Genomic DNA, 23,633 nt, shown 5'->3' with positions numbered 1-23,633 from the left:
ATGATTGTAACGCCTTTTGTGTAATCTGTGGTGAGAACTAAGCTCCGAAGTCTCCCCGCAACGTCCGCTTGATGCGCCGGATGGCTTTCGCCCAAAAGCCGTTGGTGCGGTGATAATAGCGGGCGAAGGCACGGCGGGCTTCTTGGTTCTCCGCGATGGGGGAAATAGGGACGACGGGGAGCGGATGCATCCACAGGTCGGAAGCATAGAGGCCTCCGCCTCCGCAATTCGTGCCCGTGCCGTCGAATCCGGTGTTCTGCACCAGCGATTTGCCCACGTTCAGCGAAAGGATACCGGCGAGGAACAGGCTGGCGTTCCAGCGTATTGCCCACGAATTGTTCTTGCCGGCTATCTGGCGGCGCAGCATGCGGGTGAAGGGATAATTCCCGTTGAAATCAAAGGTGTGGGTCAGGCGGCGTTCTTCCAGCTGGGCGAGCAAGGCTTTCCCATCGGGATTGAAATGCCGCCAGGCACGTGCCCACGTTGCCCAGCCCCAGCTTCCGGTCCACTTGATAAGGAAGGTGTCGGGCAGCGAAGGGTCTTTCGTGAAGTCGCACGCCTGGATATGTCCTACTCGCTCTTCGTCCTTGTACGTCTCCAGCGCATCGTTCATAAAGCGCAGGAAGTAGGGCGACACCACCAGGTCGTCTTCCAGCACAATCACACGCCCGTAGGCATTGACCTGCGTGCTTACGCCATCGATGATGTTGCGGGCAAGACCCCAGTTCTCGGAGCGTTCGATAAGTGTAACCTGTTTAAAGCCTCCGATGCTCCGGATGTACCGGCGCACTTCGTCCACATTCGGACGGTCTGCCTCGTTTCGGGCTTGGTCGGCATAGATAAAGAGGCGGCTCTCTATTGCCTCAGCATTGGTTTGCAAAGATTCGATAACCCGGCGTGTATGTTCGGGGCGGTTGTAGACGAAAAGGAGAATCGGAGCGTACATGCTTTAATGAATAATTAATAGTTAATAATTAATAGTGGGTTGTTTCATTCAAGTAAGAAGTGCGGCGCTTCCATGCGGGTTCGCCGGCGGATGCATATAACTTCGTGCGTCTTTCCACTTAGCTTCAAGGCGAGATGCAGATAAGTGCATCCGTCTTTCCACTTATGATGCATGAAGGCGAGCAGGCTTTTCTTCACGCAGGCAAGGACGCTATAGGCGAAAGCGTTTCCGAAGGTACGGTTCAGGTTGGTGTACTCGGAGAGCAGATACACGTACTCGGTGCGGAAAAACACCTCACGGGTCATGGGGCGCGACTGGCGGTCGTGGTTCCCGTATGCTTCCGGCACATAGCCCACTTTCAATCCGTGGCGGTGCAGGCGGTTCACGTAGTCCTTGTCTTCGCCATAATGGTAGAAGAGGGGCGAGAATCCGCCCAGCCTTTTCAGCGTGCGGACGGGGATGAACCAGAATGCCGCGTTGATGAAAGGGGCTTCTATCACGTCCTGGTCGTGCGGAATGCGTGCAGGGTCGGTCTGATGCACATAGCTGGCGAATCCATGGTCCAGCCGGTTGCCCGTTCCGTTCAAGTGTACAGGCGAGAGGATGCCGTATTCGGGGTGTTTCTCTGCCTGGGCAGCCAGGAATCCGATGCTGTCCGGTGCCATCCATGCGTCTTGGTTCAGCAGGAATACGGCATCATAGCCTTCTTCCAGCGCAAGGCGCATGCCGATGTTGTTCGCCTGTCCGAAACCTAAGTTCTCTCCGTTGGCGATGAGGCGCACATGCGGGTGAGCGTTCCGGATGGTTTGCATGGTATCGTCTTGCGACCCGTTGTCGATAACCAGCACATCGGTGGGATAATCCGAGTGGGACAGGCTCTCCAGACAAGGTTTTATCCATCGGGTGAAGTTATAAGATACAATGATAGTCAGTATTTTCATGGTTTTATTTTTATATTTTACAATTTAGATTTACTATTTCTCCATGCGGCATTGTAAATAATGCCAATCAGGAGTTAAAAGGGAGTTATAGGTAGTTATCGCCCGCCAATGCGGGCTGGGAGTTAGATGCCAATACCTTTTGCACCGCTTTCAGAAGTAAAGCTATTGGCTTTTAACTCCTGAACGAAGTGATAACTCCTGTGAAACATAACTACGTTTAACTTCTGATTCGCATAAATAGTAAATAGTAAAATCGTAAATCAATCGAATCGCATCTGCAAGGTTGTCCACCGGTCGCGCAGACGCTTGACGAGGCTCACGGCAGGCACGCCCGTCCACGCTTTTGCCTTTTCCCAAAAGCGGGCCTCATCGCCCAGGCCTTTTTGCTTTTCGAGGAGCCGGAAGAGGCGGTACAGCCCCCGCTTTTTCTCGTAAGGCAGATGCCATACGGCAAGATGCTCGTCTCCGGGACGGACGTTGTTGAATTGCGGAGAAGTCCACATCCGCTTTACATAACGGTTTGCTATGGCATTGCGTAAGTCCAGCCGCTCGGCAAGCATGCTGAGCACGTGCGCTTCTTCGTTCAGTTTGGGAGCTTGGAGGCCGGCTCGGGCAAGGTTGAATGCCCAAAGTTCAGGATATGCCTCATTGATACGGCGTACGTTGTCGCCTCTCAGCCCGATGAATTCCCCTCCGTAGTAAGCAAGTGGCAAACGGGGAGGTTTGCTGTAGCAGGCTTCGTAGAACCTTTCCATTTGCGGCAGGGTGATGCCGTTAATTGTAGCGGAACGGTCGGTGATAAACTCATAGAGTGCACTCCCATTGTTGCGGATTTCATCGAAAAGTGGGTCAAGCGGCATACGGCACAAACAATCAGCATCGCACACCAGCAACGTATCATCCGCCTGCATCCGTCCGTCCATCTCGCTAAGAATATCGTATAGATAGAATTGGTTCTGCCATGCTTCGTACCATCCCTTCGGCGGACGCCGTGTATAAGGAAGTGTGACGGTCTCCACGCTTAATTCATCGAACAATTCCAGCAGGAAACGGGGCAATCCTTCACGCTTCAGATTCGTGAAGAACAGCAGCCGTGCCGCAGGGTTATAGTGCCGGAAGGTGCGGAAGAAAGGCACCTGTATCTGCATATACACCGAGTGCACCAGTGCTGAGTCGCCCTTCTGCCCCATCTGCGGGTAGAAGCTCGCCTCGTCCGCCGATTCGCGGTAGAACCAAGTAGCTATGTAATCGGTCATAATTGAGTTGTCTTAAATTCACGTCCAAAGTTAGTTTTATTTTCCGATAATCCACCTTCGAAGCAGAGGAAAGTGTCTTCCGGTCCCCAAAAACCGTGTCCCGAAAACATCCGTGTGGATAAGTTGGCACATTCGGACGTATGCAATATGCCTCTACATGGGATGTTTGCGGTATTCTTTTTTATGATTGTAAAAATCACGGCAGGTAATGCCTTATCCACTCGTTTACGTCGTAGGCGGCGCGGACGGTTTCGGGCACTTCGGCAAGGGGGCTTTCGATGAAGGCGCGGAGCTGTTCTTCCGGATCCTTGCCAAGGATAAAGACGTTTTGCGGACGGTAGAAGTCATAGCGTGCTATCTCCGGATTATCGGTCAAGAGCTTTTTGCCGTAGAAGAGGGCTTCGAGGGGGCGGCGCGTCAGGCCGGTCTGTCCCTTCTGGCTGATGTCGATAACGCAGCGCGTGCGGGCAAGGCGGTCGAGATACTGGGGATAGGTGAGCTTCTCCGCCGGCGTGCGGGGGATAACGAAATCGCACGTGAGGCCTTCGGCTTCAAGGCGTGTGCGGAGGCGTTGCAGCGTGCCGGCGCGGTCTTTGGGCAGGCCGCAGAAGAAGCAATCGGAGTCGATGTTGTCGGGCTGGTGTTCAGGATAACGGAAGTATTGTCCTGTACATGCCATTCCGTAGCGTTCCGCCTCGCAGGGGTCGAAGCTCGTCAGGCGGTATCCGAGGGCGCGGATGGCTTGCAGTTCTTCGGCAGGACGGCGGAAGGTGGTGCCGACGGGGTTGCAATAGTAAATGTAGCAGGGCACTCCCTCGGGCAGGTAAGGGCGGATGGCGCGGAGCACCCGCACGTTGCACGCTTCGTAAATCAGGATGGCATCGCCCGCCTCGGCATGGATAATCCGGTCGAAGTATTTCTTCGGGAACCAATAATATAAGATTCGCTTGGGCAAGGGGATGCGTCCCGCCAGCAGGCTTCGGGTGATTCCTTTGAACCGTCCGGAGGGATAGCGCAGGAAGTCGGGCTGCATCACGATGTGTTGCTTCACTTCGGGACGAATGCCTTCGAATATCTCGCGTGGCGGGCTGATGACGTAGAGGGTGGGCATGCTAATTCTTGAAACGCAGATTTCCGCAGATTTTTATGTCATTTTCGTTGTTACGCCGGATTATAAATCCAGCATAACAGAAGTTTCACTCGCTAATATCTTGTATTGTATAGCTTGTGGATAAAGATGATACTGCAACACCTCTTTCTTCTCCCTTTATTGTAAAAGGCTCTTTATTATAGCTAACAGATAATCTTACGTAATATTCAACATTATTTCGTATTCCACCACTTTCTGCTTCTGCTTTAAGATAAAGTTGGGTATTTGCTTTAAATGGACCATACGTTCCTTCCCAACTCGCATTAGAAGTACTGATAGTTTGTTCACCATTTTCAGACACGAAAGTTATTTTTCTTGAAGTTTTTTGAGAAGTGAATCCTCCTAATGGCATATAGACTTCATATTTTGCATAATATCTTGCTTCTTCCGATTGGGAATTATCTTCTATTATATTGTTGTTATCGACAGGATTATCATCAGAACATCCAGTTATCATCGTAAAGGAGAATGCAAATAAAAGAAGTAACAATTTATTTTTCATAAAATAATAATTAAGTGTTTAACATTATGAATAGAGCAAAGATACATCTTTCTATTTCAAATAAAGTAGAAAAAGAGAAGAAATTTTAAATAAAAGCCTTTGGGATGAACGGACGGTTTATGGTCATTTCTTTTTTAACAAATAATCGATGCATTCTTGCAGGATTTCGGCACGGGCGATCCTCATGACGAGGAAATAGCACCCTGCCGCTACAATGACTTTCGTAAGAAAAGTGACGGCGAGCGGGCCTCCTGCCATATAGGCACTCAGCCACCCTGCCGAGCAGGCAAGCAATGCGGAACAGAGAAAAGGAAGCAGGTCGAGTAGTAAGGCTTTTACTTTTAGTCCGATGAACCGCCGGGCAAAGCCTTGCCACACGAACAGCCATACGATGTTGAGGCACACGTTCACGACCACCATTGCGTAGATGCTTCCGCCCAGTTGTATTAATACTAAGACGGTGAGGAGCTGGAGCACGACCTGTGCGATGATATTTCCCATATAGATGTCCGATTTCCCCTGGCTGATGATGAGGCTGGAGAAGAGGGTGTTGAGGGGAACGAAGGCACCTCCGATGCAGAGCAATTGCATCAAGGGGATACTGCCTGTCCACTTTTCGCCTACGGTCAGGAGAATCAGCTCGTGTGTCACGATAGAGAGTCCGAACATCGCCGGAAAAGCAAGGAAGGCACAGAAGCGGAGTATCTTGCGGAACACGCGCAGGGAGCGTTCGCGGTCGTCGCTGATGCTTGCCAGCACGGGTTGTGCCACGCTGCCCATCATTCCTGTAATAAATTGATGCCCCGTGGCGTTCCATTTATTGGCTTGGTTATAATTGCCCACCGCCTGCGGGTTGAAGTATTTTCCCAGTATGACCGAAAGCAGGTTGTTGTTCAGCTGGTTGGCGATATTGGTGATGAGCAACTTGCTGCTGAAAGCGAAGAGCGGCTTCAGCGGGCGGAAATCAATCCGGAACGTAGGACGCCACGGCGAGAAATACCAGCTGCATATCGTCACGACAATCAGGTACGTAAGGCTTTGTGTGGCGATGCCCCAGTAGGAAAATCCGTGGTAGGCAAGCGTGATGCCCAGACATCCCGATAGGATGTGGGCGATGATGCCCGAAAGTGCCTGCTGGCGTACTTTCAGATTGCGGAAAAGATAAGCTCCTTGCGCCGTGCCCAGGCTGGCAATGGGAATGGCAAGAAAGCAATAACGCGCCAACGGGATAAGGGCAGGTTCATGATAGAAACGGGCTATCAGCGGGGCGCAGAAGAACAATACGAGGTAGGCACACACGCCGATGCCGAGACTGCACCAGAATACGGCGTTATAGTCTTCGTGCCGGATGTGCTTTACATTTGCCAGTGCGGCACGGAAGCCGCTTTCTTGCAATGAGTTCCCGATAAGGGTAAAGACGGTGAGCATCCCCACCATGCCGTACTCCGCCGGTCCGAGCATCCGCCCCAGGATGATGCCGAATACGAGCACGAGCAATTGCTGGGCACCGTTGTTAACGGCTCCCCAGAATAGTCCTTTCGCGGTCTTTTCCTTTAATGATTGTTCGGGCATAGGGTTGGTGTTTTTTTCACCACAGATTACACAGATTTATTTATTAGGATTGCCTCTGTGTTTTTATTTTAATTACTTAATCTGTGTAATCTGTGGTGAAAATAAAAAGCTACTTCACTTCGCTACCCGGCTTCACTTCGCGCAAGACGGAAGTGACCGCCAGTGAGCCGTCGAAGTTTTCGGCACTCAATATCATGCCTTCGCTCACTAAGCCGTTCTTGAACTGGCGCGGGGCGAGGTTGGCGATGAACAATACCTGTTTGCCCACCAATTCTTCGGGCTTGTAGTGCTGGGCGATGCCGCTCACGATGGTGCGGTTTTCCAGCCCGTCGGCTATCTTGAATTTCAAGAGCTTTTTCATCTTGGGCACGTTCTCGCATTCCAGCACCGTGCCTACGCGGATGTCCAGCTTGTCGAAGTCCTCGATGCTGATGGTCGGCTTCACAGGGTTTGCCTTGTAGGCGGCAGCTTCGTTTGCCTTCTTGGTGGCAAGCAACTTGTCCACTTGTGCCTGGATGACGTCGTCTTCTATCTTTTCGAAGAGCAGTTCCGCCTTGTTCAGGGCGTGTCCGGCTTCCAGCAGGTCGGTGCGTCCCAGTTGTTCCCAGCTGAAGGTTTCCATGTTCAGCATCTTGCGGAGCTTTTCGGAGCTGAAAGGCAAGAACGGTTCGAAGGCGATAGAAAGGTTTGCTACCAGTTGCAGGGCGATGTTGAGGATAGTTGCCACGCGGTCCATATCCGTTTTCGCTAATTTCCACGGTTCGGTGTCGGCAAGGTATTTGTTGCCGATGCGGGCAAGGTTCATTGCCTCCTTCTGTGCATCGCGGAACTTGAATACGTCAAGCAGTTTCTCTACTTGTGCCTTCACGTCGGCAAATTCCTGCAGGGTTGCTCGGTCGTAATCGTTCAGTTCGCCGCAGGCGGGTACCTTGCCTTCGAAGTATTTGTGGGTCAGCACGAGGGCACGGTTCACGAAGTTTCCGTATACGGCTACCAGTTCATTGTTATTGCGTGCCTGGAAGTCTTTCCATGTAAAGTCATTGTCCTTTGTTTCCGGAGCGTTGGCGGTGAGTACGTAGCGCAATACGTCCTGTTTGCCGGGGAAGTCCTGCAGGTATTCGTGGAGCCATACCGCCCAGTTGCGTGAGGTGGAAATCTTGTCTCCTTCCAGATTCAGGAACTCGTTTGCCGGCACGTTGTCGGGCAGGATATAGCTGCCTTCCGCCTTCAGCATGGCGGGGAACACGATGCAGTGGAACACGATGTTGTCCTTTCCGATAAAGTGTACGAGGCGTGTTTCGGGGTCTTTCCACCATTTCTCCCACGAGTCGGGCAGCAATTCCTTGGTGTTCGAGATGTAACCGATAGGTGCGTCAAACCATACGTAGAGCACTTTTCCTTCGGCTCCCTCTACCGGAACGGGGATACCCCAGTCGAGGTCACGGCTTACGGCGCGCGGCTGAAGTCCCATGTCGAGCCACGACTTGCACTGGCCGTACACGTTGGGGCGCCATTCCTTGTGGTCTTCCAGAATCCACTGGCGCAGCCATGCCTCGTGCTTGTCGAGCGGCAGGTACCAGTGCTTGGTTTCCTTCATTACCGGCTGGCTTCCACTGATGGCACTCTTCGGGTTGATAAGTTCGGTAGGCGAGAGCGTGGAACCGCACTTCTCGCACTGGTCGCCGTAAGCACCCTCGGCGTGGCAACGCGGACATTCGCCCGTGATGTAGCGGTCGGCAAGGAAAGTCTTCGCTTCCTCGTCGTAGTATTGCATCGAGGTCTTTTCTACGAACTCGCCCTTGTCGTAAAGGGTACGGAAGAATGCCGATGCCGTGTCGTGGTGCACCTTCGAAGTGGTACGCCCGTACACATCGAACGAGATGCCGAACTCCTTGAACGAGTCGCGGATGAGCGTGTGATAGCGGTCCACGATGTCCTGCGGCGTGCATCCTTCCTTCTTGGCGCGGATGGTGATGGGCACGCCGTGCTCGTCCGAGCCTCCGATGAATAATACTTCTTCTTTCTTCAGGCGCAGGTAGCGCACGTAGATGTCGGCAGGCACATATACGCCCGCCAGGTGTCCGATGTGGACCGGCCCGTTGGCGTAAGGCAATGCCGAGGTGACAGTAGTCCGTTTGAATTTCTTTTCCATATAGCGTATGTTTTTTCTTTGATACTAAATAACTTTTGCAAAGATAGCGAATTTAAATGAAGAATGAAGAACGAAGAATAAAGAATCTTGCGGTTGCGCTTTTTCCTTCTTTTCCCTAAATTTGCAGAGACCAAAACCTTATGTGCGTATGAAACCGATGATATGTTTCTTATTGCTTGCCTTAGGAGCTTGCGGAGGACAGCAGAAGACCGAAAGTCCGCTTGCGGCTGAAACCGATACGATACGGGTAAAGGAACCGGACAAAGAACCGATAACCTTGGAGCGTGAGACCGGAAAGCCGGTCTATGACATGATAGAAGGAGATACGGTCTACAGATATGCGGACAGCGGGCCGGAGTTTTCCATTCCTAAGCCTTACGGCTCGGAATATAATACGGGCTTGGAACACTACATACAGGAAGCCGTGAAGGACATCCACATCGGTGAAGGCATCTCTGTGGTCTCTTTTGTGGTCAATAAAATGGGATTACCTTGTCACGTCACCCTCGCAAGGTCGGCAAAGGTATTTGCGCCTGATGCCCGTTCATACCGCCAAATGGATTCCATTGCTTGCGAGGTGGTCCGCAACCTGCCCTACTTCATCCCTGCCAGCCTTAACGGGGAGCCGGTCAACCATCTGATAGGAGTAGCGGTAAGGTTTAAATAAATGGGTAGTATTCAGATTATTTAAAAGGTTGTTATTATCTTCTTTTCTCAGCGCAGATAACTTCGTCTGGTGTAAGATTAATAATCTTCCGCTTGTAAGATTAATAATCTTGCAGCCTGAAGATTATTAATCTTACAGCGGATAGACCTATATGCGTTGAAAGCTATGAATACCATTCCTGCAAACTCTTTAGGGCTGTAACAGGCATGAAACCATAGGCAAAAGCGTAATGTCCAAACGTATGGACATAAAAAAAGGAGTACCGCTGTACTCCAACCTTTGTTAACCTTAAATCTAATACTATGAAAAACACGTTGCAAAGGTACGGACTTCTGGGAAATATGCAAATGTTTTGACTAAAATAAAATGTTTTATAACAAGAATTAAGGGATGACAACCTCTGTTTTCAGTACGGCTCTTTTTTAAGCGGTGTTTTTGTGTTTTCTTTTGAAATCTGGAAAGAAACATGGTGAACTGTTTTGAATTTATCGTGTGCTGATTTGGAATGAGTTTTTGATGTATATTCGCTTGTGTGATATATGTAGCTTTTTTGTTAAAGAAATGCAAAATGCAGCACTTGTAAGGTTACAACTTGCGGATTGTTTTTCTAACTTCGCGCCGGATTTAGAAAGAGTCCGCCCTACGAATATGACACAGAAGAAAACTTACATCGTCCGTTTTAGTAACAAAATTCATGATTTCCACGCATGGGGCGTGGCGGCTTTGATTTGATGGCCGGCTTCGGTATACGACAACGGGGATTTCTATTTTTTCATTCAACCATTTTTTAATCAGTTACATTATGAGCAAAAACTTTAGGCTCATAGTGCCTTGCTTGGTGGCACTATGCAGCCTGCATCTTTGTGCCCAACCGCGAGTGATGGGCATCGATGAACTGTTCCGCCTTGCCGATGTGAACAGTACAAGTATACAGGCGTATGCGACAGGAAAAGAAGCTGCCGCCGAAGCACTGAAGGCGGCAAAAGCGCAACGTCTGCCTGACATCAGCGCCTCGCTTTCGGGCAGCTATTGGGGCGACGGGAAGCTGTGGAACCGCGATTTTGGCAATGCCACCCACATTGACATGCCCCACTGGGGGAACAATTTCGCCCTCGAAGCCCAACAGGTTATCTATGCCGGAGGGGCGGTGAACAGCGGTATCGAGCTGGCAAGGCTTGATAAGCAAAAGGCGGAACTGGACTGGGAGAAGAACCGGCAGGATGTCCGCTTCCAGCTCGTGGGATATTACCTCGACTTGTACAAGCTGAACAACCAGGCGCAGGTGCTGGAAAAAACCCTCGCCCTCGTCCTGCAGGTGATAGCCGACATGCAGGCACGGCGCGAGCAGGGCACCGCTTTGCAAAACGACATCACCCGCTATGAGTTTCAGAAAGAAAATCTGAAACTGCAATTGGCGAAGGTGAACGATGCGTGCAAGATAGTAAACCACCGGTTGGTGACTATCCTGCACTTGCCCGAAGAGACGGTCGTCGTGCCTGACACAACCCTGCTTGCCACCGAAGTGCAGACACTAAGCGAAAATGACTGGCAGGAGCTTGCCACACAGACCAACATCGACTTGCGGAAGGCGGCGACGGGCATCGAGACGAGCAAGCAACTGGTGAAACGCGAACACTCGGAACGCTTGCCTAAGGTGTCGCTCTTTGCCGCCGAACATCTGGATGGACCTATCACTATCGAAGTACCCGTTTTGGACAACAACTTCAACTACTGGTACGTGGGCGTAAGTGTGAGTTATAACTTCTCGTCGCTCTTCAAGAATACCCGCAAGCTGAAGCAGGCACGGCTGAACGTGCGCCGGGCGCAAGAGACACACGGGCTGGCACAAGAGCAGGTGGAAAATGCCGTGCAGGCAAGCTATACTTCTCTGCTGACTGCTTTTACCGAGCTGCGGACTCAGGAGAAGAACGTGCAGCTTGCTAATGAGAATTACAGCGTGACCAGCAACCGTTATCGCAACGAGCTTGCCCTGCTGACCGACATGTTGGATGCCGGCAACACCAAACTGAGCGCCGATCTTGCACTGGTGAACGCCCGCATCGACTTGGTTTACCATTATTATCAGATGAGATATGTGACACATACGTTGTAATTTTAAGGAGTTAAAAGAGTTAGAGGAGTTATCACTCCGCTTCGCTTCGTTAGAAGTTAAGCCAATAGTTTTTACTCCTTAACTTCTTAACTCCTTAACTCCTAAACTCCTTAATTTCTTAACTCCTTAATTTCTTAACTTCTTAACTACCAAACTCAATAGACTTATGCTTACAAGAAAGACTAAAAAACAGATTTATAATACCGTAGTGATTGCCCTGCTTGCCGTGGGACTGGTTTACGTTTGCTCGCGCTTCATTCATTTGGGCGTGGAATATACCGATAATGCGCAGGTGCGCCAACATATTACGCCCGTCAATACCCGTGTGCAGGGTTTTATCAAGAAGATTTGTTTCGAAGAATACCAGCCGGTGCGCAAAGGCGATACCTTGCTGGTAATAGAAGACACCGAATTCCGCCTGCGTCTTGCTCAGGCAGAAGCTGACCTTGCCAACGCCCTTTCGGGACGCCGTGCCACATCGACCGGTATCGCTACTACACAAAACAACCTGCGTGTAAGCGATGCGGGCATCGAAGAAGTGCGGGTGCAGATGCAGAACGCCGAGCGTGAATGGCACCGCTACGAGAAACTTCTGAAGCAAGATGCCGTGACACCCCAGCAATACGATCAGGTGCACACGGCATACGAAGCTATTAAGGCACGTTATGAACAGCTCTTGCGTGCCAAGCAATCGACCGCCCTCACCCGTGATGAGCAGACGCACCGGCTGGAGCAGAACGAAGCGGGCATCCGGCTGGCGGAAGCAGCCGTGGATTTGGCAAAGCTGAACCTGTCGTACACCGTGATTGTCGCCACTTGCGACGGCGTGACGGGGCGCAAGGATATTCATGAAGGGCAGCTGGTGCAGCCCGGACAAACAATGGTGGATATCGTAGACGGGCAGGACTTGTGGGTCATTGCCAACTACCGTGAGACCCAACTTCCGTACATTCATGTAGGCTCGGAAGTGATGCTTACCGCTGATGCCGTTCCGGGTGTGACCTATACCGGCACGGTGGAATCTATCTCGGATGCCACGGGAGCCGCCTTCTCGCTCATCCCACAAGACAATGCTACAGGCAACTTTGTAAAGGTGGAACAGCGCGTGCCTGTCCGTATCAGCCTGAAAGGTAACGATGTGGAGAAGCTGAGTCTTCTGCGTGCTGGGCTGAATGTGGAATGTAAAGTGAAGCGTTGAGATGGGAGCGCCTGTACTTAACGGACCGTTCACGATGCCGATGGTCCGCGGCTTTGTGCCCCGTCTCATGCAGCCCTGGCTTTATGTCTTTATGGCAGTCACGTTCCAGCTTTCGGGAGGGCTTTATCTGGGTACGCTGGCAGAGATGATGGGTGAAACCACCCTGATGCGCGAGGACTTGCTAATGTGTCTTTATGCCAACCTGGCGGGAATGGCGATTTATTTCCCTCTGCTGTTCCGGATGAAGTTCCGTTTCACCAACAAGACGTTGCTGGCGGTATCTGCTACGGGTGTGTTGGTGTGCAACTTGGCTGCACCACACGTTACGTTCCTGCCCTTGCTTTGGGTAATCTGTTTCGTGGAGGGCATCTGCAAGATACAGGGTACTTTCGAATGTATGTCCACCATCCAGCTTTGGATGACGCCAAAGCGTGATTTCACGGTGTTCTTCCCCATGCTGCACATTATTATATTAGGGAGCATGCAGGTGTCCGACCTTCTTGCCACTTATCTGATGCATTACTATCATTGGTCGTACATGCATTGGTTCATGGCGGGGGTGATGATGGTTGACTTGTTGATAATCACCCTTTGTACACGGCATTTCCGCATCGTCAAGAAGTTCCCGCTTTTCGGCATCGACTGGCTGGGAGCCTTGTTGTGGGCGCTGCTCTTGCTGGAAGTGGCTTATTTCTTCTGTTACGGAGAGTTTTACGACTGGTGGAACAGTCCTGTTATTCGCGTGCTGGCAGTGATGATTGTGTCCACGCTGGCGGTGTGTGTCGGACGGATGCTTCATGTGCGCCATCCTTTCCTCGAACCGAAGATGTGGACATACAGGCATCTTTTCCCCATCTTGCTGCTCATTATGCTGGTCGAAATGTACCTTGCCGCCGAACGTTCGCTGGAAGAAGTGTTCTACGAGAGCGTGATGCATTATGAGGCGTTGGTCAGCGTCCGGCTCGACTGGCTGGTGCTGGCGGGTGTGGTGGCAGGCTGTCTTTTCGCTTACTGGTGGATGCACGTAAGACGGTTCAGTTATTTGCGCCTTCTGGCGGTAGGCATAGCTGTGCTGGCGTGTTATCTTGTAGGCTTTTATTTCACGCTTTCGTCAGAAATTCATATTTCTCAGCTTTATCTGCCTGTAGCGTGCCGTGGATTCGCCTATGCCGTACTGAGTGCTACGTTTATGGTCTGTCTGGAAGAAATTATGACGTTTCAGCACTTCTTCCAGGCGTTGAGTGTGTTCAATATGCTGCACATGGTGGTAGGCGGTGTACTGGGGGCAGCCGTCTATACCGAAGGTCTGTCTTACTACATGGCGGATAATCTGGCGCGTTACGGCACTGCTATTGATAACGTAGCAGTCAGCTCCTCGCCTTTCGATTTAGGCGGATATATGCCGGGGTTCATCGAACGGATGATGGAAGTGAGCATCAAGCAAATCTATGGCTGGGTGATTTACGCCTGCCTTCTGCTGTTCCTTCTCTTCTTGCTTTACGATGCTCCTATCCGTCGCGAACTGAAACAGATGCCCGGCTGGCGTGCTTTGAGGCGTGAGGCGGAAAAAGCTTTCAGGTAAACGGGTTTGGAGATAACATACAGACGGACACAGATTTTTCTCGATACCTTTTATTATATAAGGTGTTTATGTAAATTCTGTGTCCGTCTTGTGTTTCATTGATGCGTTATGAAGTTAAGGGGCTGAGCAAAATTTAAACAGGTTAAAGGATGCCGGTTGTTTTATTCCACTACTGTTTCTACAGGTGTTCCGATACAGCCGTTGGGCATCTGTATGCGAAGCAGGGCACAGACGGTGGCGGCAATGTCAGTCATGTGTACAGGGTGGAAAGTATTACCCGATTCGATGTGCCAACCCATGAAAAACAGCGGGATATGTGCATCATAAGGATTCCATACGCCGTGGTCGGTACCACCTGTTTTATCAGGTCGGTCAATGTTGTACCAGCCGGGTTGCATGATGAGCTGAATGTCACCGCTGCGCAGTCGGTTGTAACCATTGATGGCACGTTCGCGCACATCGGCAGGTAGGGTGGCGTTACTCAGGTCTTCCATGTCTGCCACGTAGGCAAATTGTGGGTAACTTTTCAGGAAATCAATGGCGCAGGCTTTTGCGGCGCGTAAATCAATGTTTGCTTGGCGGATGTATGCATGGTCGAAGAATACTTGATAGTTAAGGATGTCTTTCACCAGTGGATGGCCAGAGCCGAACTGTTTGTCAAGCACAGCATTGAGCGAATCTTTGACAGTGCCCGCATACCAGCCCCCGGCAGGAATTCCACAGTCTTGCATCAGGCGGAAATTGTGGGCGGCTGCATGGTCGGCAGTAAGGAAGAGAAGGTAGTTATTCTTACCTATCGTCTCGTCCAGCGTACGGAAAAAGTCGGCAAGGTCACGGTCAAGACGGAGATAAGTATCTTCTGTTTCGATGGCATAAGTTCCGAACTGGTGTCCTACGTAGTCGGTTGACGAAAGACTGACGGTGAGCATATCAGTTTCGGAACCTTGACCCAGTTGTTCACCTTTCAGTACAGCCTTGGCTAGTTCCAGCGTGAGCGAGTTGCCATAAGGAGTGGTGCGGATGACACTGTAGCCTTTCTGTTCGAACAGGTGTGAGGTGGGCACGGGCAGTATAGGAGTGTCGGCAAGGGGTAATTCGTAAGCAGTGCTGTCGGCTGTGCTTGCAGTGTAGGTCTCGATGGGGTAGAGGGTGTCCCAGTCTTGCAAGAGATATTGTCGGGCAAGGTCACGTTGGTTGAAGTCGTTCAGCCATTGGGGAAGTGATTTCCGGTAATAAGTGCTGGTGATGAAGCGTCCGGTCTCGTCATCGAACCAATAGGCTGCATCGGGTGTATGTCCGGCAGGAAGAATCGAAGCGCGGTCTTTCAAGGCTACGCCGATGACGCGCGAACGGAAGTTGGTAGCAAGTTTCAGTTCGTCGCCGATAGTGGTGACCAATAAGTTGCGTGGTGACATTTTGCCGGCAGGACTGTTGCTTCCCACACCTGTTACGGTAGGATCGTCGGTACAATATACCAGTGTATCATTCTTGTAGAAATTGTTTCCTGCAATGCCATGGATAGAGGGTACGGAACCGGTATAGATAGACGAGTGCCCGATGGCGGTCACGGTGGGTATGTAGTTGAGATGAGTGTTGTCGCAACTGAAGCCTTCGTTCATCAGGCGCCGGAAGCCTCCTTCTCCGAAACGCGGATAGAAACGGTAGAGGTAATCCCAACGCATCTGGTCGACTACAATGCCGATTACTAATCGGGGACGCTCTACGTGTGGCGAATTGGTTTGTGCCTTTATCACGAAGCTGCAACACAAGCATAATAACAGGGTGATGAAACTTTTTTTCATAATTTCTTGTCTTTTTTGATTCGGGTGCAAAGGTGTAGTTTTTGTGTTACAGGGGCGTGAAACAGGTATTACAAAAGTGATACGAATCAGATTGTCGGGATTCTTGTCCTGTCTGTCAAAAATATGAAGATTCCTTATGCTTCGTTCTTTATTCTTCATTAGAATTGCGTATCTTTGCCCCATGCTTATGTAAAAAATGAATGTGATATGAATGAGACTGATGCTGCTGTCCGCCGGCGTGCCATATACGGGGTGACGCTGGCAGGCAGCGTGGTAAATGTCGTGCTGGTGCTGTGTAAGTTTGCTGCAGGCATATTGGGACGCAGTGCCGCGATGATAGCTGATGCGGTACACTCATTATCCGATTTGGCTACAGATGTGATTGTATTGGTGTTTGTGCGTATTTCAGACAAGCCGGAAGACAAAGGACACGATTATGGACACGGAAAATATGAAACCTTTGCCACCTTGCTGATTGGCGTGGCATTACTGGTGGTAGGTATTGGTATCCTATGGAGCGGAGGCGAACAGATTTACGCTTTTTTACAGGGGGAAACGTTGCCTTCGCCGGGTTGGATTGCCTTGTGGGCAGCATTGTTTTCAATTGTGTCGAAAGAGGTTCTGTTTCATTACACACGTCTGGTAGGAAGGAAATACGATAGTCCGGCGGTGATAGCTAACGCCTGGCATCACCGGAGTGATTCGTTTTCGTCTATAGGGACAGCAGTAGGTATCGGCGGCGCCATTTTGTTGGGCGAAGACTGGCGGGTACTCGACCCTTTGGCGGCAGTTATCGTAAGTTTTTTTATTATTCATGTGGCGATAAAGCAATTGGGACCTTGTCTGGACGAACTGTTGGAACGTTCGTTGCCCGATGATGTGGAACGTCATATCACCGACTTGGTGCTTTCGGTACCTGGTGTATCACAGCCGCACCATTTGCGCACGAGGCGTATAGGCAACCGTTATGCGATAGATGTGCATATCCGGATGGATGGCAATATGCCTTTGAGTGAGGCGCACGACCGTGCCACGCAAGTAGAGCAGAAATTGCGTGACACATATGGGAAGGATACATACATCAACATCCATGTAGAGCCGATGAAATGAAGAATTAAGAATGAAGAATATAGGAAACATGAAGATATTAGTGACAGGCGCAAGCGGATTCATCGGCAGTTTTTTGGTCGAAGGAGGATTGGAACGTGGCATGCACGTATGGGCAGGTGTAAGGCAGAGTAGCAGCCGGAAATATCTGCAGGATGAGCGTATCTGTTTTGCCGAACTCGATTTTACAGATTCCGATCATTTGGAAGAACAGCTGAAGCGACATAAAAAAGAGCATGACGGGTGGGATTGCATTATCCACTGTGCGGGTGTGACAAAATGCCTGCATCAGGCAGACTTCGAAATAGGCAATTATTGGGCTACGCGTCATTTTGTCGAAGTGTTGATAAGATTGGACATGGTGCCACGTCAGTTCGTTTACCTTAGTTCGCTGAGTGTGTTCGGTCCCATACACGAACGTGACTATCTGTCCATAGGTGAGTGCGACACGCCACAACCCAATACGGCATACGGGGTGAGCAAGCTTCATACCGAAGCATACATACGTTCACTGGAAAACTTGCCGTGGGTGATATTCCGCCCTACGGGAGTATACGGTCCTCGTGAGCGTGATTATTTCCTGATGGCTCAATCCATATCGCGCCATTTGGACATCGTTGCCGGTTTCCGCCGGCAAGATCTTACGTTTGTGTATGTGACCGATTTGGTGCAGGCCATTTATTTGGCTGTGGAAAAGCAGGTGACGGGACGCGCTTATTTCGTAAGCGATGGCGAAGTGTATAGTAGCCGCACGTTCTCCGACTTGATACGGACCGAATTGGGACATCCTTGGCTGGTACGTTTTACGTGTCCGCTTGGGTTGTTGAAGATTATTTCGTCTGTGGCAGGAAACGTGGCGAAACTGATGCATAAACCCAGTACGCTTAATCCCGACAAATATAAGATTATGAAACAGCGTAATTGGCGGTGCGACATAGCTCCGTTGGAAAACGAACTGGGTTACCAGCCTGCATATCCGCTGGAGAGAGGAGTAAAAGAAACAATCAGATGGTATAAGAAAGAGGGATGGCTATAAAATTATTCGAACGGGTAGAAAGCGGTAAGGAACTGTTTGCCGTAGAGACAATCAGCTTGATTTATAATGCACTGACCAGTTTTTTGGTTTTGTTGCTGTATCAGCGTATGGACCATCCGGGCACAATGTTACTGGAACGTTTGGGTATTGTGATTCTGACATTTGTGCTGATATTCCTGTATCAGGCGTTTCCGTGCAGGCTGACAGCATTTGTCCGTATGGTGGTGCAGATGAGTCTGCTTGCTTATTGGTATCCCGATACGTTTGAATTCAATCGTTTGTTCCCGAACCTTGATTATTTGTTTGCACGCAATGAGCAGGCATTGTTCGGGTGCCAGCCTTCGGTAGAGTTCAGCGAGCATTGTCCATCCATCTGGTTCAGCGAGCCGTTTAATATGGGCTATTTTTTTTATTATCCGATGATGCTCATTGTGGTACTTTATTACTTCGTGAAGCGTTTCGAGTGGTTCGAGAAGATTTGCTTTGTGCTGGTCACTTCGTTCTTCATTTATTATTTGGTTTATATTATGTTACCTGTGGCAGGACCGCAGTTCTATTTCCCGGCTATTGGGATGGACAGGGTGAATGCGTGCGATTTTCCTCCTATTGGCGATTATTTCAATACGAATGATTACTTGATACCGGGACCGGGGTTCGACCATGGTTTTTTCTTTAATTTAGTGGAGGCTTCACAAGAAGTGGGCGAACGGCCTACGGCGGCTTTCCCCAGTTCGCACGTAGGTATATCTACCATTGTGATGATTATGGCGTGGCGGGTCAATCGGAGGCTGGCATATTTCCTGGCACCTTTTTATGTGTTGTTGTGTTGTGCAACGGTTTATATTCAGGCGCATTATCTGGTCGATTCCATAGCCGGTTTCTTTACCGCCTTTTTCGTTTACCAGCTTGCCACCCTGATGTATAAGCGCTGGTTTATCTCGCCGGCGTTCAAGTACTTTAAGTAATTAAGAATGAAGAATGAAGAATTGCTTCGCCCGCATGGAAATTCTTCATTCTTCATTCTTAATTTTTCATTCAAAAAGATTCTTTATTTTTCCGTAACTTTTTTCGCGACTTTGCGTCTAACAAGTAGAACATAAACAATTAAACGAACAGAAACTATGAAACATTTTTCAATGATTGTGGCATCATGTGTCTTGGCAATGATGCTTACCGTTTCCGGATGCTACGCCGGAAGCAGAAACGTGGTAAAACCCAGCAAGAATTATGTGACCCAGAAAGTATCGCTTACCGGCATTGATGCTATTCGTTCGTCTTCATCGGTAGATGTAGTCTATACGCAGGCTTCGGGTACACCCTATGCCGAAATCTATGCACCTGATAACATTGTGCCTTTGATAAAAGTAGAACAGGAAGGAAGTAAGTTGCATGTAGGTTTCAAGAGCGGTACATCTATTACTGGAAGATATAAATGCGAAGTGCGTGTGTATGCTCCCGAAGTGACTTCGTTCTCCACATCCAGTTCGTCCGACATTATCTTGGCAAACGGCTTGAAGACCCAAAAGGCTGTATCGTTCCGTGCATCGAGTAGCGGCGACATCAAGGCAAGGGCTGTAGCTTGTGCCGATGTGGAAATGATTACGCAGAGCAGCGGCGACATCGTGGTAGATGCTGTCCGGTGCGGGCAGCTGAGTCTGGATACGCAGAGCAGCGGCGATATCAAGGTGAATACCGCCCAATGCAGTGGAGCCGTTATCGAATCCAGTTCGGCAGGCGACTGCACGGTAAAGAACCTGACCTGTGAAGGTGATGTGAAAGCATCTACCAGCTCATCGAGCGATATCAAGCTTGCCGGCACATGCCGTAACGCTACGTTCAGTGCCAGTTCGGCAGGCGGCATCTATGCCAAGGACCTGCTGGCGAAAGATGTAAAGGCGACCGCCTCTTCGGCAGGCGATATCGAGTGTAACGCCAGCGGCGTGCTTTCCACTTCGGTGTCAAGTGCCGGCGATATCCGTTATAAAGGTACCCCCACCCGTGTAGAAGGCAAGATAAAAGGGGTTTCTAAAATGAAGGATTAAAGTGTGGCCTCAGTACGTCATCCGCAGGGTGAACAGCAGATTGCGGGGGCGGATGTGGTAGCTGCGTGATACGGTGCTGGCTTCATCGGTGAAAGAGGTATAGGCGTATTCTCTTTCGTCCAGCAAGTTGGTGGCGGCAAGCTCCATGTCCATCCGTTTGGAGAGTTTGTATGACACCACGGCATCGGCAAGGAAGAAATCCCGCTTGCGGCTATCTGCTTCCCGGTTGCGGTAATGCCCGCCTTTTAGTAAAATGCTGAGCTTTGCGGCGGGTGTTATCCGCAGGCTGAGGCTTTGCTCTAATGAGGCGGTATTCGTTTCGCTTCCTTCTTCTTCCAGCCTTAACTTGCTTTTCCCATAGTTTAACTCATAGTGCAGGGTAATTTTTTCCGTCAGGTCCGCTTCGATGCGCGGCCCGATGCTCCACATTGTGCGCACGTTCGGTATCCGTTCTTCGTTGCGCACCAGCACCGCATGGCGGTTGGTGTACATCCCTTTCAGGTAGATGTAGCAGTTTAGGAAATCGAATCCTTTTGATACATTGCCGTTCACGTCCAGCTGGCGTGCCGTGTTTTCTCCCTGCTGGTATGAAGTGACGATGAAATCTCCTTCGAATTGCTGATGGGTCAGGTAGGGCAGGCTCATTCAGTTGTGCGACACCGATACATCGGCAAACAGTTCGTCCAAAGGACGCTTGTAGTAGATGCCACCTTCGATGTATTTGCTGGTGCTCAGCCCGTATACGGGATAACCTTTCATCAGCGTGCGGTAAGAATCCATCAGGTAACCCGGATAGAAAGAGGCATCACCGAGCGGACGGCTGGTGATTCCGTCCGAAAGGTCGATGTCCCAGCGTGCGCTTAGGGTATACGACAGGTACAGGTCTGGATTGAACAACACACGGGTCGAGGGGCTTTTCAGCCCGTTTGCCTTTTCCTTATATAGATAATGGTAGAAGTTGACGGGCAGCGCAAGTCGGGTCTTCAGCCTGCGCCACGTATATTCCAGTTTGGGGGTGAGGTAGAGCTGCGTGTAGTTCATGCCCGAACCTTCCTCGTCATTATCGGTCAGCGTTACGCCCTCCAGTTCCGATGCCATGTCGCGCCACATCACTTTGGCTCCGGCTCCTAGGCTTACCGTGACTTGCCCTATGGCGAATCCATAATCCACTTTGTTGTCCGAGAACAGTTTTCGCTGCTCTATCCGCTGGCTGCGTGTTTCGTCTCCGTACGTCACGTCCATCCGTTGCGGATGGTCTTGCACGAAGGTGTACGAGGTGAAGATGATGAACTTGTTGCCGAACCGCTTCAGCAGGTAGAGGTCGTTGGTCAGCTGTTTGTCGGGCGACCAGGCATCTTGGGTGTTGGGGATGGTTCCGCTCACGCCGTCATTCTTGTCCAGCCATGCGAAGTCTGCCATCAGGCGTTCGGTCAGGTTGTAGGTGTCTTCGTTCGCTTCCAGCCGTATCTCGGCGGAAAGCTGCTGTTGCTCGAAGAGCGAACTCTCTTTTTCGCGGATGGTGGTGGTATCGGCATTCGCTTGGAAATATTGCGTCACGGTCTGCTTGTCCGATTCGGTTCGGTGGTTCATGTAGCCGATGCCTACGGTCACGTTCATTCCGTTCTTCAGTTGGAACAGGTTGTTCGAAGTCGCCTGATGGGTGCGGTTGAACAGCTCGCGCTCTTTGTTCAGTGCCTGTACTGCCGGAGGCACGATGCGGATGTAGTCGGTCAGCTTTTCGCGCCGGTAGCGTGTGGCGTTGATGTCGAACGATTTGAACTCGCGGGTTACGTCCCTGCCCGTGTTGTTGGTCTTGTAGGTGTTGAGCGACTGGAATTTCTTGTTGAACTGCATGGCTATCAGTTCCTCGTCCCATAGTACCGATGCAGGCGCGGCAAGCCCGATTCCTCCTTTCACGCTTCCTATCCACCGTTGCTTCACGTTCTCTTTCAGGCGCAGGTTGATGGCTGCCTGGTCCGAAAGGCTCAGTCCGTTCAGTGCCTTGATGGGCTGGTGGTTCTCCATCACCTCCACGCTGTTCACGTCTTGGTTGGAGATGCTGTTGGTGGCGATGCCGTACTTTCCGCCCAGCAGGTCTTTGCCCTCGATGTAGAATTTGTTGATGGGCGTGCCTTGGTACGAAATCTTCCCGTCATCCGCTACCTGTATGCCGGGCAGCTTCTTCAGGATGTCCCCGATGGTGCGGTCGCCCTCTTTCGAGAAGCGTGCTACATTATAGATGATCGTATCTCCTTGCGCCCGTATCTTCGGTGCTTTCACGATGACCTCCCGGATGCTGATTTCTTCGGGTTGCAAGCCGATGCGGTAGGTTTGGTCTTGCGGCTGGATAGGGCGGGTCACGGCTGCATAGCCCAGGCAAGAGAAGCGTATCACCGCACGGCTTGCCTTTGTGCTGTCCACGTTCAGGCTGAATGTCCCGTCCTCGTCCGTAATGGCAAAGGCAAGGATGCTTTTTCCGTCTGCCCGGCAGACTGTTACACTTACTCCTTGTAAGGAGACTTGCTTGGCGGAATCGGTCACTTTGCCCGTTAATGTCCGTTGCTGGGCGCAGAGGGAAGAAGCGAGGCATGTCGCTAAGAGGCAGAAGATAAGGTTTCGCATGAGTGAAGGAGGAATGTTATGGGGGTAAAACAGTTTCTTAGTATTGGTGATAATCAGTTTCCATAAAATCGTATTTGTCAATTCGTGGTAGTTGTTTCAGGAAATCTATACGGCTTATCTTTTCTACTTCAGGCTGAAGTTCGCTTCTGATATTGTAAAAGCATACAGGGGTAAGGTTGTTCTTTTTTATGTTTACCAATGTAAAATGATAATGGTTCTTCGTATCATACACTTCAGTAATCAGCCCAGGCAAGCCATTGAACTTCCACGGTCCATCCGAGTAAGGAAGCTGGGTAGTGTACCATGCCTTGTAATCTCTGCCTCGGAATGAACAGGTGGCTAAATGGCATTTGTATCCGCATACGGTCTTTACGCTATCATCCACTAATGCCCATGCTTGTTTTTCGTAATCTTCTTCTATCTGGTAAACCGTGGCTCTGGGCGCCCATGTGGTGAGTTTGCCTTTCGGGTAATTTTTATAATAGAATTCATTTACAATTTTCGATGTAGGTATAACTATTGTACCGGTGGTATCTTCCATCGCTGCATCGAATAGCTTGCCGAACAATTCCCTTCCATCAGGAGTATTGACTAACGAATCGACAAAGAAAGTCGATTGCGGATAGCATTGGCTTACGTTTTTTCCGATGCGCAAGACCATCGTATCTACCACTATATCCGTACCTAATGTGTCTTTCTTTTGTACCCATTTGTATCGGCATTCCAACAGAGCGGGTTCGATTACTTGGGTGATGGTTTCGATTTGCGCTTGTGCGGCTTGCAAGGCAAGCAGCAAGGTGAAGGGAATAGTTATTCGTTTCATACTGATAAGTTTTTTGAATATCCGCAAACATCCCATGTAGGGGCGTATCGCATACGCCCGAATGCGCCAACTAATCCACGTAGATGTTTTCAGGGCGTATACGATACGCCCCTACATGGGAA

The 23,633-nt window shown here is 50.4% G+C and carries 19 protein-coding genes; 8 read left to right on the top strand and 11 right to left on the bottom strand.

Annotated elements, in window-relative coordinates:
- Positions 1–37: 37 nt before the first annotated feature.
- The 7 genes from B5F71_RS03370 to metG form a co-directional block, all read right to left on the bottom strand.
- A complete protein-coding gene (locus B5F71_RS03370) occupies positions 38–946 on the bottom strand; it encodes a glycosyltransferase (protein WP_087207683.1) in 909 nt (302 codons plus the stop codon).
- 44 nt (positions 947–990) lie between these two features.
- Positions 991–1,887, bottom strand: a complete 897-nt coding sequence (locus B5F71_RS03365; protein WP_087207681.1) for a glycosyltransferase family 2 protein — start codon at positions 1,885–1,887, stop codon at positions 991–993.
- A gap of 260 nt (positions 1,888–2,147) precedes the next feature.
- Positions 2,148–3,143: a hypothetical protein gene (locus tag B5F71_RS03360; RefSeq protein WP_087207679.1), complete on the bottom strand. Its 996-nt coding sequence runs from the start codon at positions 3,141–3,143 to the stop codon at positions 2,148–2,150.
- Positions 3,144–3,339: 196 nt separating this feature from the next.
- The gene (locus B5F71_RS03355) at positions 3,340–4,254 is read right to left on the bottom strand and encodes a hypothetical protein (RefSeq protein ID WP_087207677.1); all 915 of its coding nucleotides are present in this window, start codon (positions 4,252–4,254) and stop codon (positions 3,340–3,342) included.
- Positions 4,255–4,339: 85 nt separating this feature from the next.
- Positions 4,340–4,795, bottom strand: coding sequence for a hypothetical protein (locus B5F71_RS03350; RefSeq protein WP_087207675.1), 456 nt, complete (start codon positions 4,793–4,795; stop codon positions 4,340–4,342).
- Positions 4,796–4,918: 123 nt separating this feature from the next.
- Positions 4,919–6,367 (bottom strand): lipopolysaccharide biosynthesis protein, encoded by a 1,449-nt coding sequence (locus B5F71_RS03345; RefSeq protein WP_087207673.1) that lies wholly within the window; start codon positions 6,365–6,367, stop codon positions 4,919–4,921.
- A gap of 109 nt (positions 6,368–6,476) precedes the next feature.
- Positions 6,477–8,519, bottom strand: coding sequence for a methionine--tRNA ligase (gene metG, locus B5F71_RS03340; RefSeq protein WP_087207672.1), 2,043 nt, complete (start codon positions 8,517–8,519; stop codon positions 6,477–6,479).
- 148 nt (positions 8,520–8,667) lie between these two features.
- Between metG and B5F71_RS03335 the strand changes: the two genes are divergently transcribed.
- The 4 genes from B5F71_RS03335 to B5F71_RS03310 all read left to right on the top strand — a co-directional run bounded on the left by B5F71_RS03335 (position 8,668) and on the right by B5F71_RS03310 (position 14,079).
- Positions 8,668–9,186 carry a hypothetical protein gene (locus B5F71_RS03335; RefSeq protein ID WP_143269837.1) on the top strand — a complete coding sequence of 173 codons (519 nt, stop codon included), beginning with the start codon at positions 8,668–8,670 and terminating at the stop codon, positions 9,184–9,186.
- Between the two features lie 802 nt (positions 9,187–9,988).
- Positions 9,989–11,299 carry a TolC family protein gene (locus B5F71_RS03320; protein ID WP_087207666.1) on the top strand — a complete coding sequence of 437 codons (1,311 nt, stop codon included), beginning with the start codon at positions 9,989–9,991 and terminating at the stop codon, positions 11,297–11,299.
- Positions 11,300–11,465: 166 nt separating this feature from the next.
- Positions 11,466–12,497 carry an HlyD family secretion protein gene (locus B5F71_RS03315; protein WP_087207664.1) on the top strand — a complete coding sequence of 344 codons (1,032 nt, stop codon included), beginning with the start codon at positions 11,466–11,468 and terminating at the stop codon, positions 12,495–12,497.
- Position 12,498: 1 nt separating this feature from the next.
- Complete coding sequence (locus tag B5F71_RS03310; RefSeq protein ID WP_087207663.1) at positions 12,499–14,079, top strand: hypothetical protein; 1,581 nt, start codon at positions 12,499–12,501, stop codon at positions 14,077–14,079.
- Positions 14,080–14,240: 161 nt separating this feature from the next.
- On the opposite strand, the gene pafA is transcribed toward B5F71_RS03310, so the two are convergent.
- Entirely contained in the window at positions 14,241–15,881 is a 1,641-nt protein-coding gene (gene pafA / locus B5F71_RS03305; RefSeq protein ID WP_158098028.1) for an alkaline phosphatase PafA, read from the bottom strand.
- Between the two features lie 207 nt (positions 15,882–16,088).
- Between pafA and B5F71_RS03300 the strand changes: the two genes are divergently transcribed.
- The 4 genes from B5F71_RS03300 to B5F71_RS03285 all read left to right on the top strand — a co-directional run bounded on the left by B5F71_RS03300 (position 16,089) and on the right by B5F71_RS03285 (position 20,066).
- Positions 16,089–16,991: a cation diffusion facilitator family transporter gene (locus tag B5F71_RS03300; protein ID WP_022038624.1), complete on the top strand. Its 903-nt coding sequence runs from the start codon at positions 16,089–16,091 to the stop codon at positions 16,989–16,991.
- Positions 16,992–17,001: 10 nt separating this feature from the next.
- Positions 17,002–18,024 carry an NAD(P)-dependent oxidoreductase gene (locus B5F71_RS03295; protein ID WP_241148543.1) on the top strand — a complete coding sequence of 341 codons (1,023 nt, stop codon included), beginning with the start codon at positions 17,002–17,004 and terminating at the stop codon, positions 18,022–18,024.
- Positions 18,015–18,989: a phosphatase PAP2 family protein gene (locus B5F71_RS03290; RefSeq protein WP_022038622.1), complete on the top strand. Its 975-nt coding sequence runs from the start codon at positions 18,015–18,017 to the stop codon at positions 18,987–18,989. The genes B5F71_RS03295 and B5F71_RS03290 overlap by 10 nt, the downstream gene beginning before the upstream one ends.
- 156 nt (positions 18,990–19,145) lie before the next feature.
- Complete coding sequence (locus B5F71_RS03285; RefSeq protein WP_087207659.1) at positions 19,146–20,066, top strand: DUF2807 domain-containing protein; 921 nt, start codon at positions 19,146–19,148, stop codon at positions 20,064–20,066.
- A 9-nt stretch (positions 20,067–20,075) separates the two neighbouring features.
- Here the strand turns inward: B5F71_RS03285 and B5F71_RS03280 are convergent, their stop codons facing one another.
- From B5F71_RS03280 to B5F71_RS03270, 3 genes are read right to left on the bottom strand one after another with little or no spacing between them, the layout of a single operon-like run.
- On the bottom strand, positions 20,076–20,711 hold the full coding sequence (locus B5F71_RS03280) for a TonB-dependent receptor (protein WP_087207658.1): 636 nt from the start codon (positions 20,709–20,711) through the stop codon (positions 20,076–20,078).
- Positions 20,712–22,769 (bottom strand): carboxypeptidase-like regulatory domain-containing protein, encoded by a 2,058-nt coding sequence (locus tag B5F71_RS03275; protein WP_087207656.1) that lies wholly within the window; start codon positions 22,767–22,769, stop codon positions 20,712–20,714.
- Positions 22,726–23,511, bottom strand: coding sequence for a GLPGLI family protein (locus B5F71_RS03270; protein WP_158098027.1), 786 nt, complete (start codon positions 23,509–23,511; stop codon positions 22,726–22,728). Before B5F71_RS03270 ends, B5F71_RS03275 begins: the two co-directional genes overlap by 44 nt.
- Positions 23,512–23,633 lie beyond the last annotated feature (122 nt).

It is taken from the genome of Bacteroides sp. An269, from assembly GCF_002159755.1.
GTDB lineage: Bacteria > Bacteroidota > Bacteroidia > Bacteroidales > Bacteroidaceae > Phocaeicola > Phocaeicola intestinalis.
The sequence above is the reverse complement of the archived record's forward strand: the minus strand, read 5'-3'. Positions and strand labels throughout refer to the sequence as shown.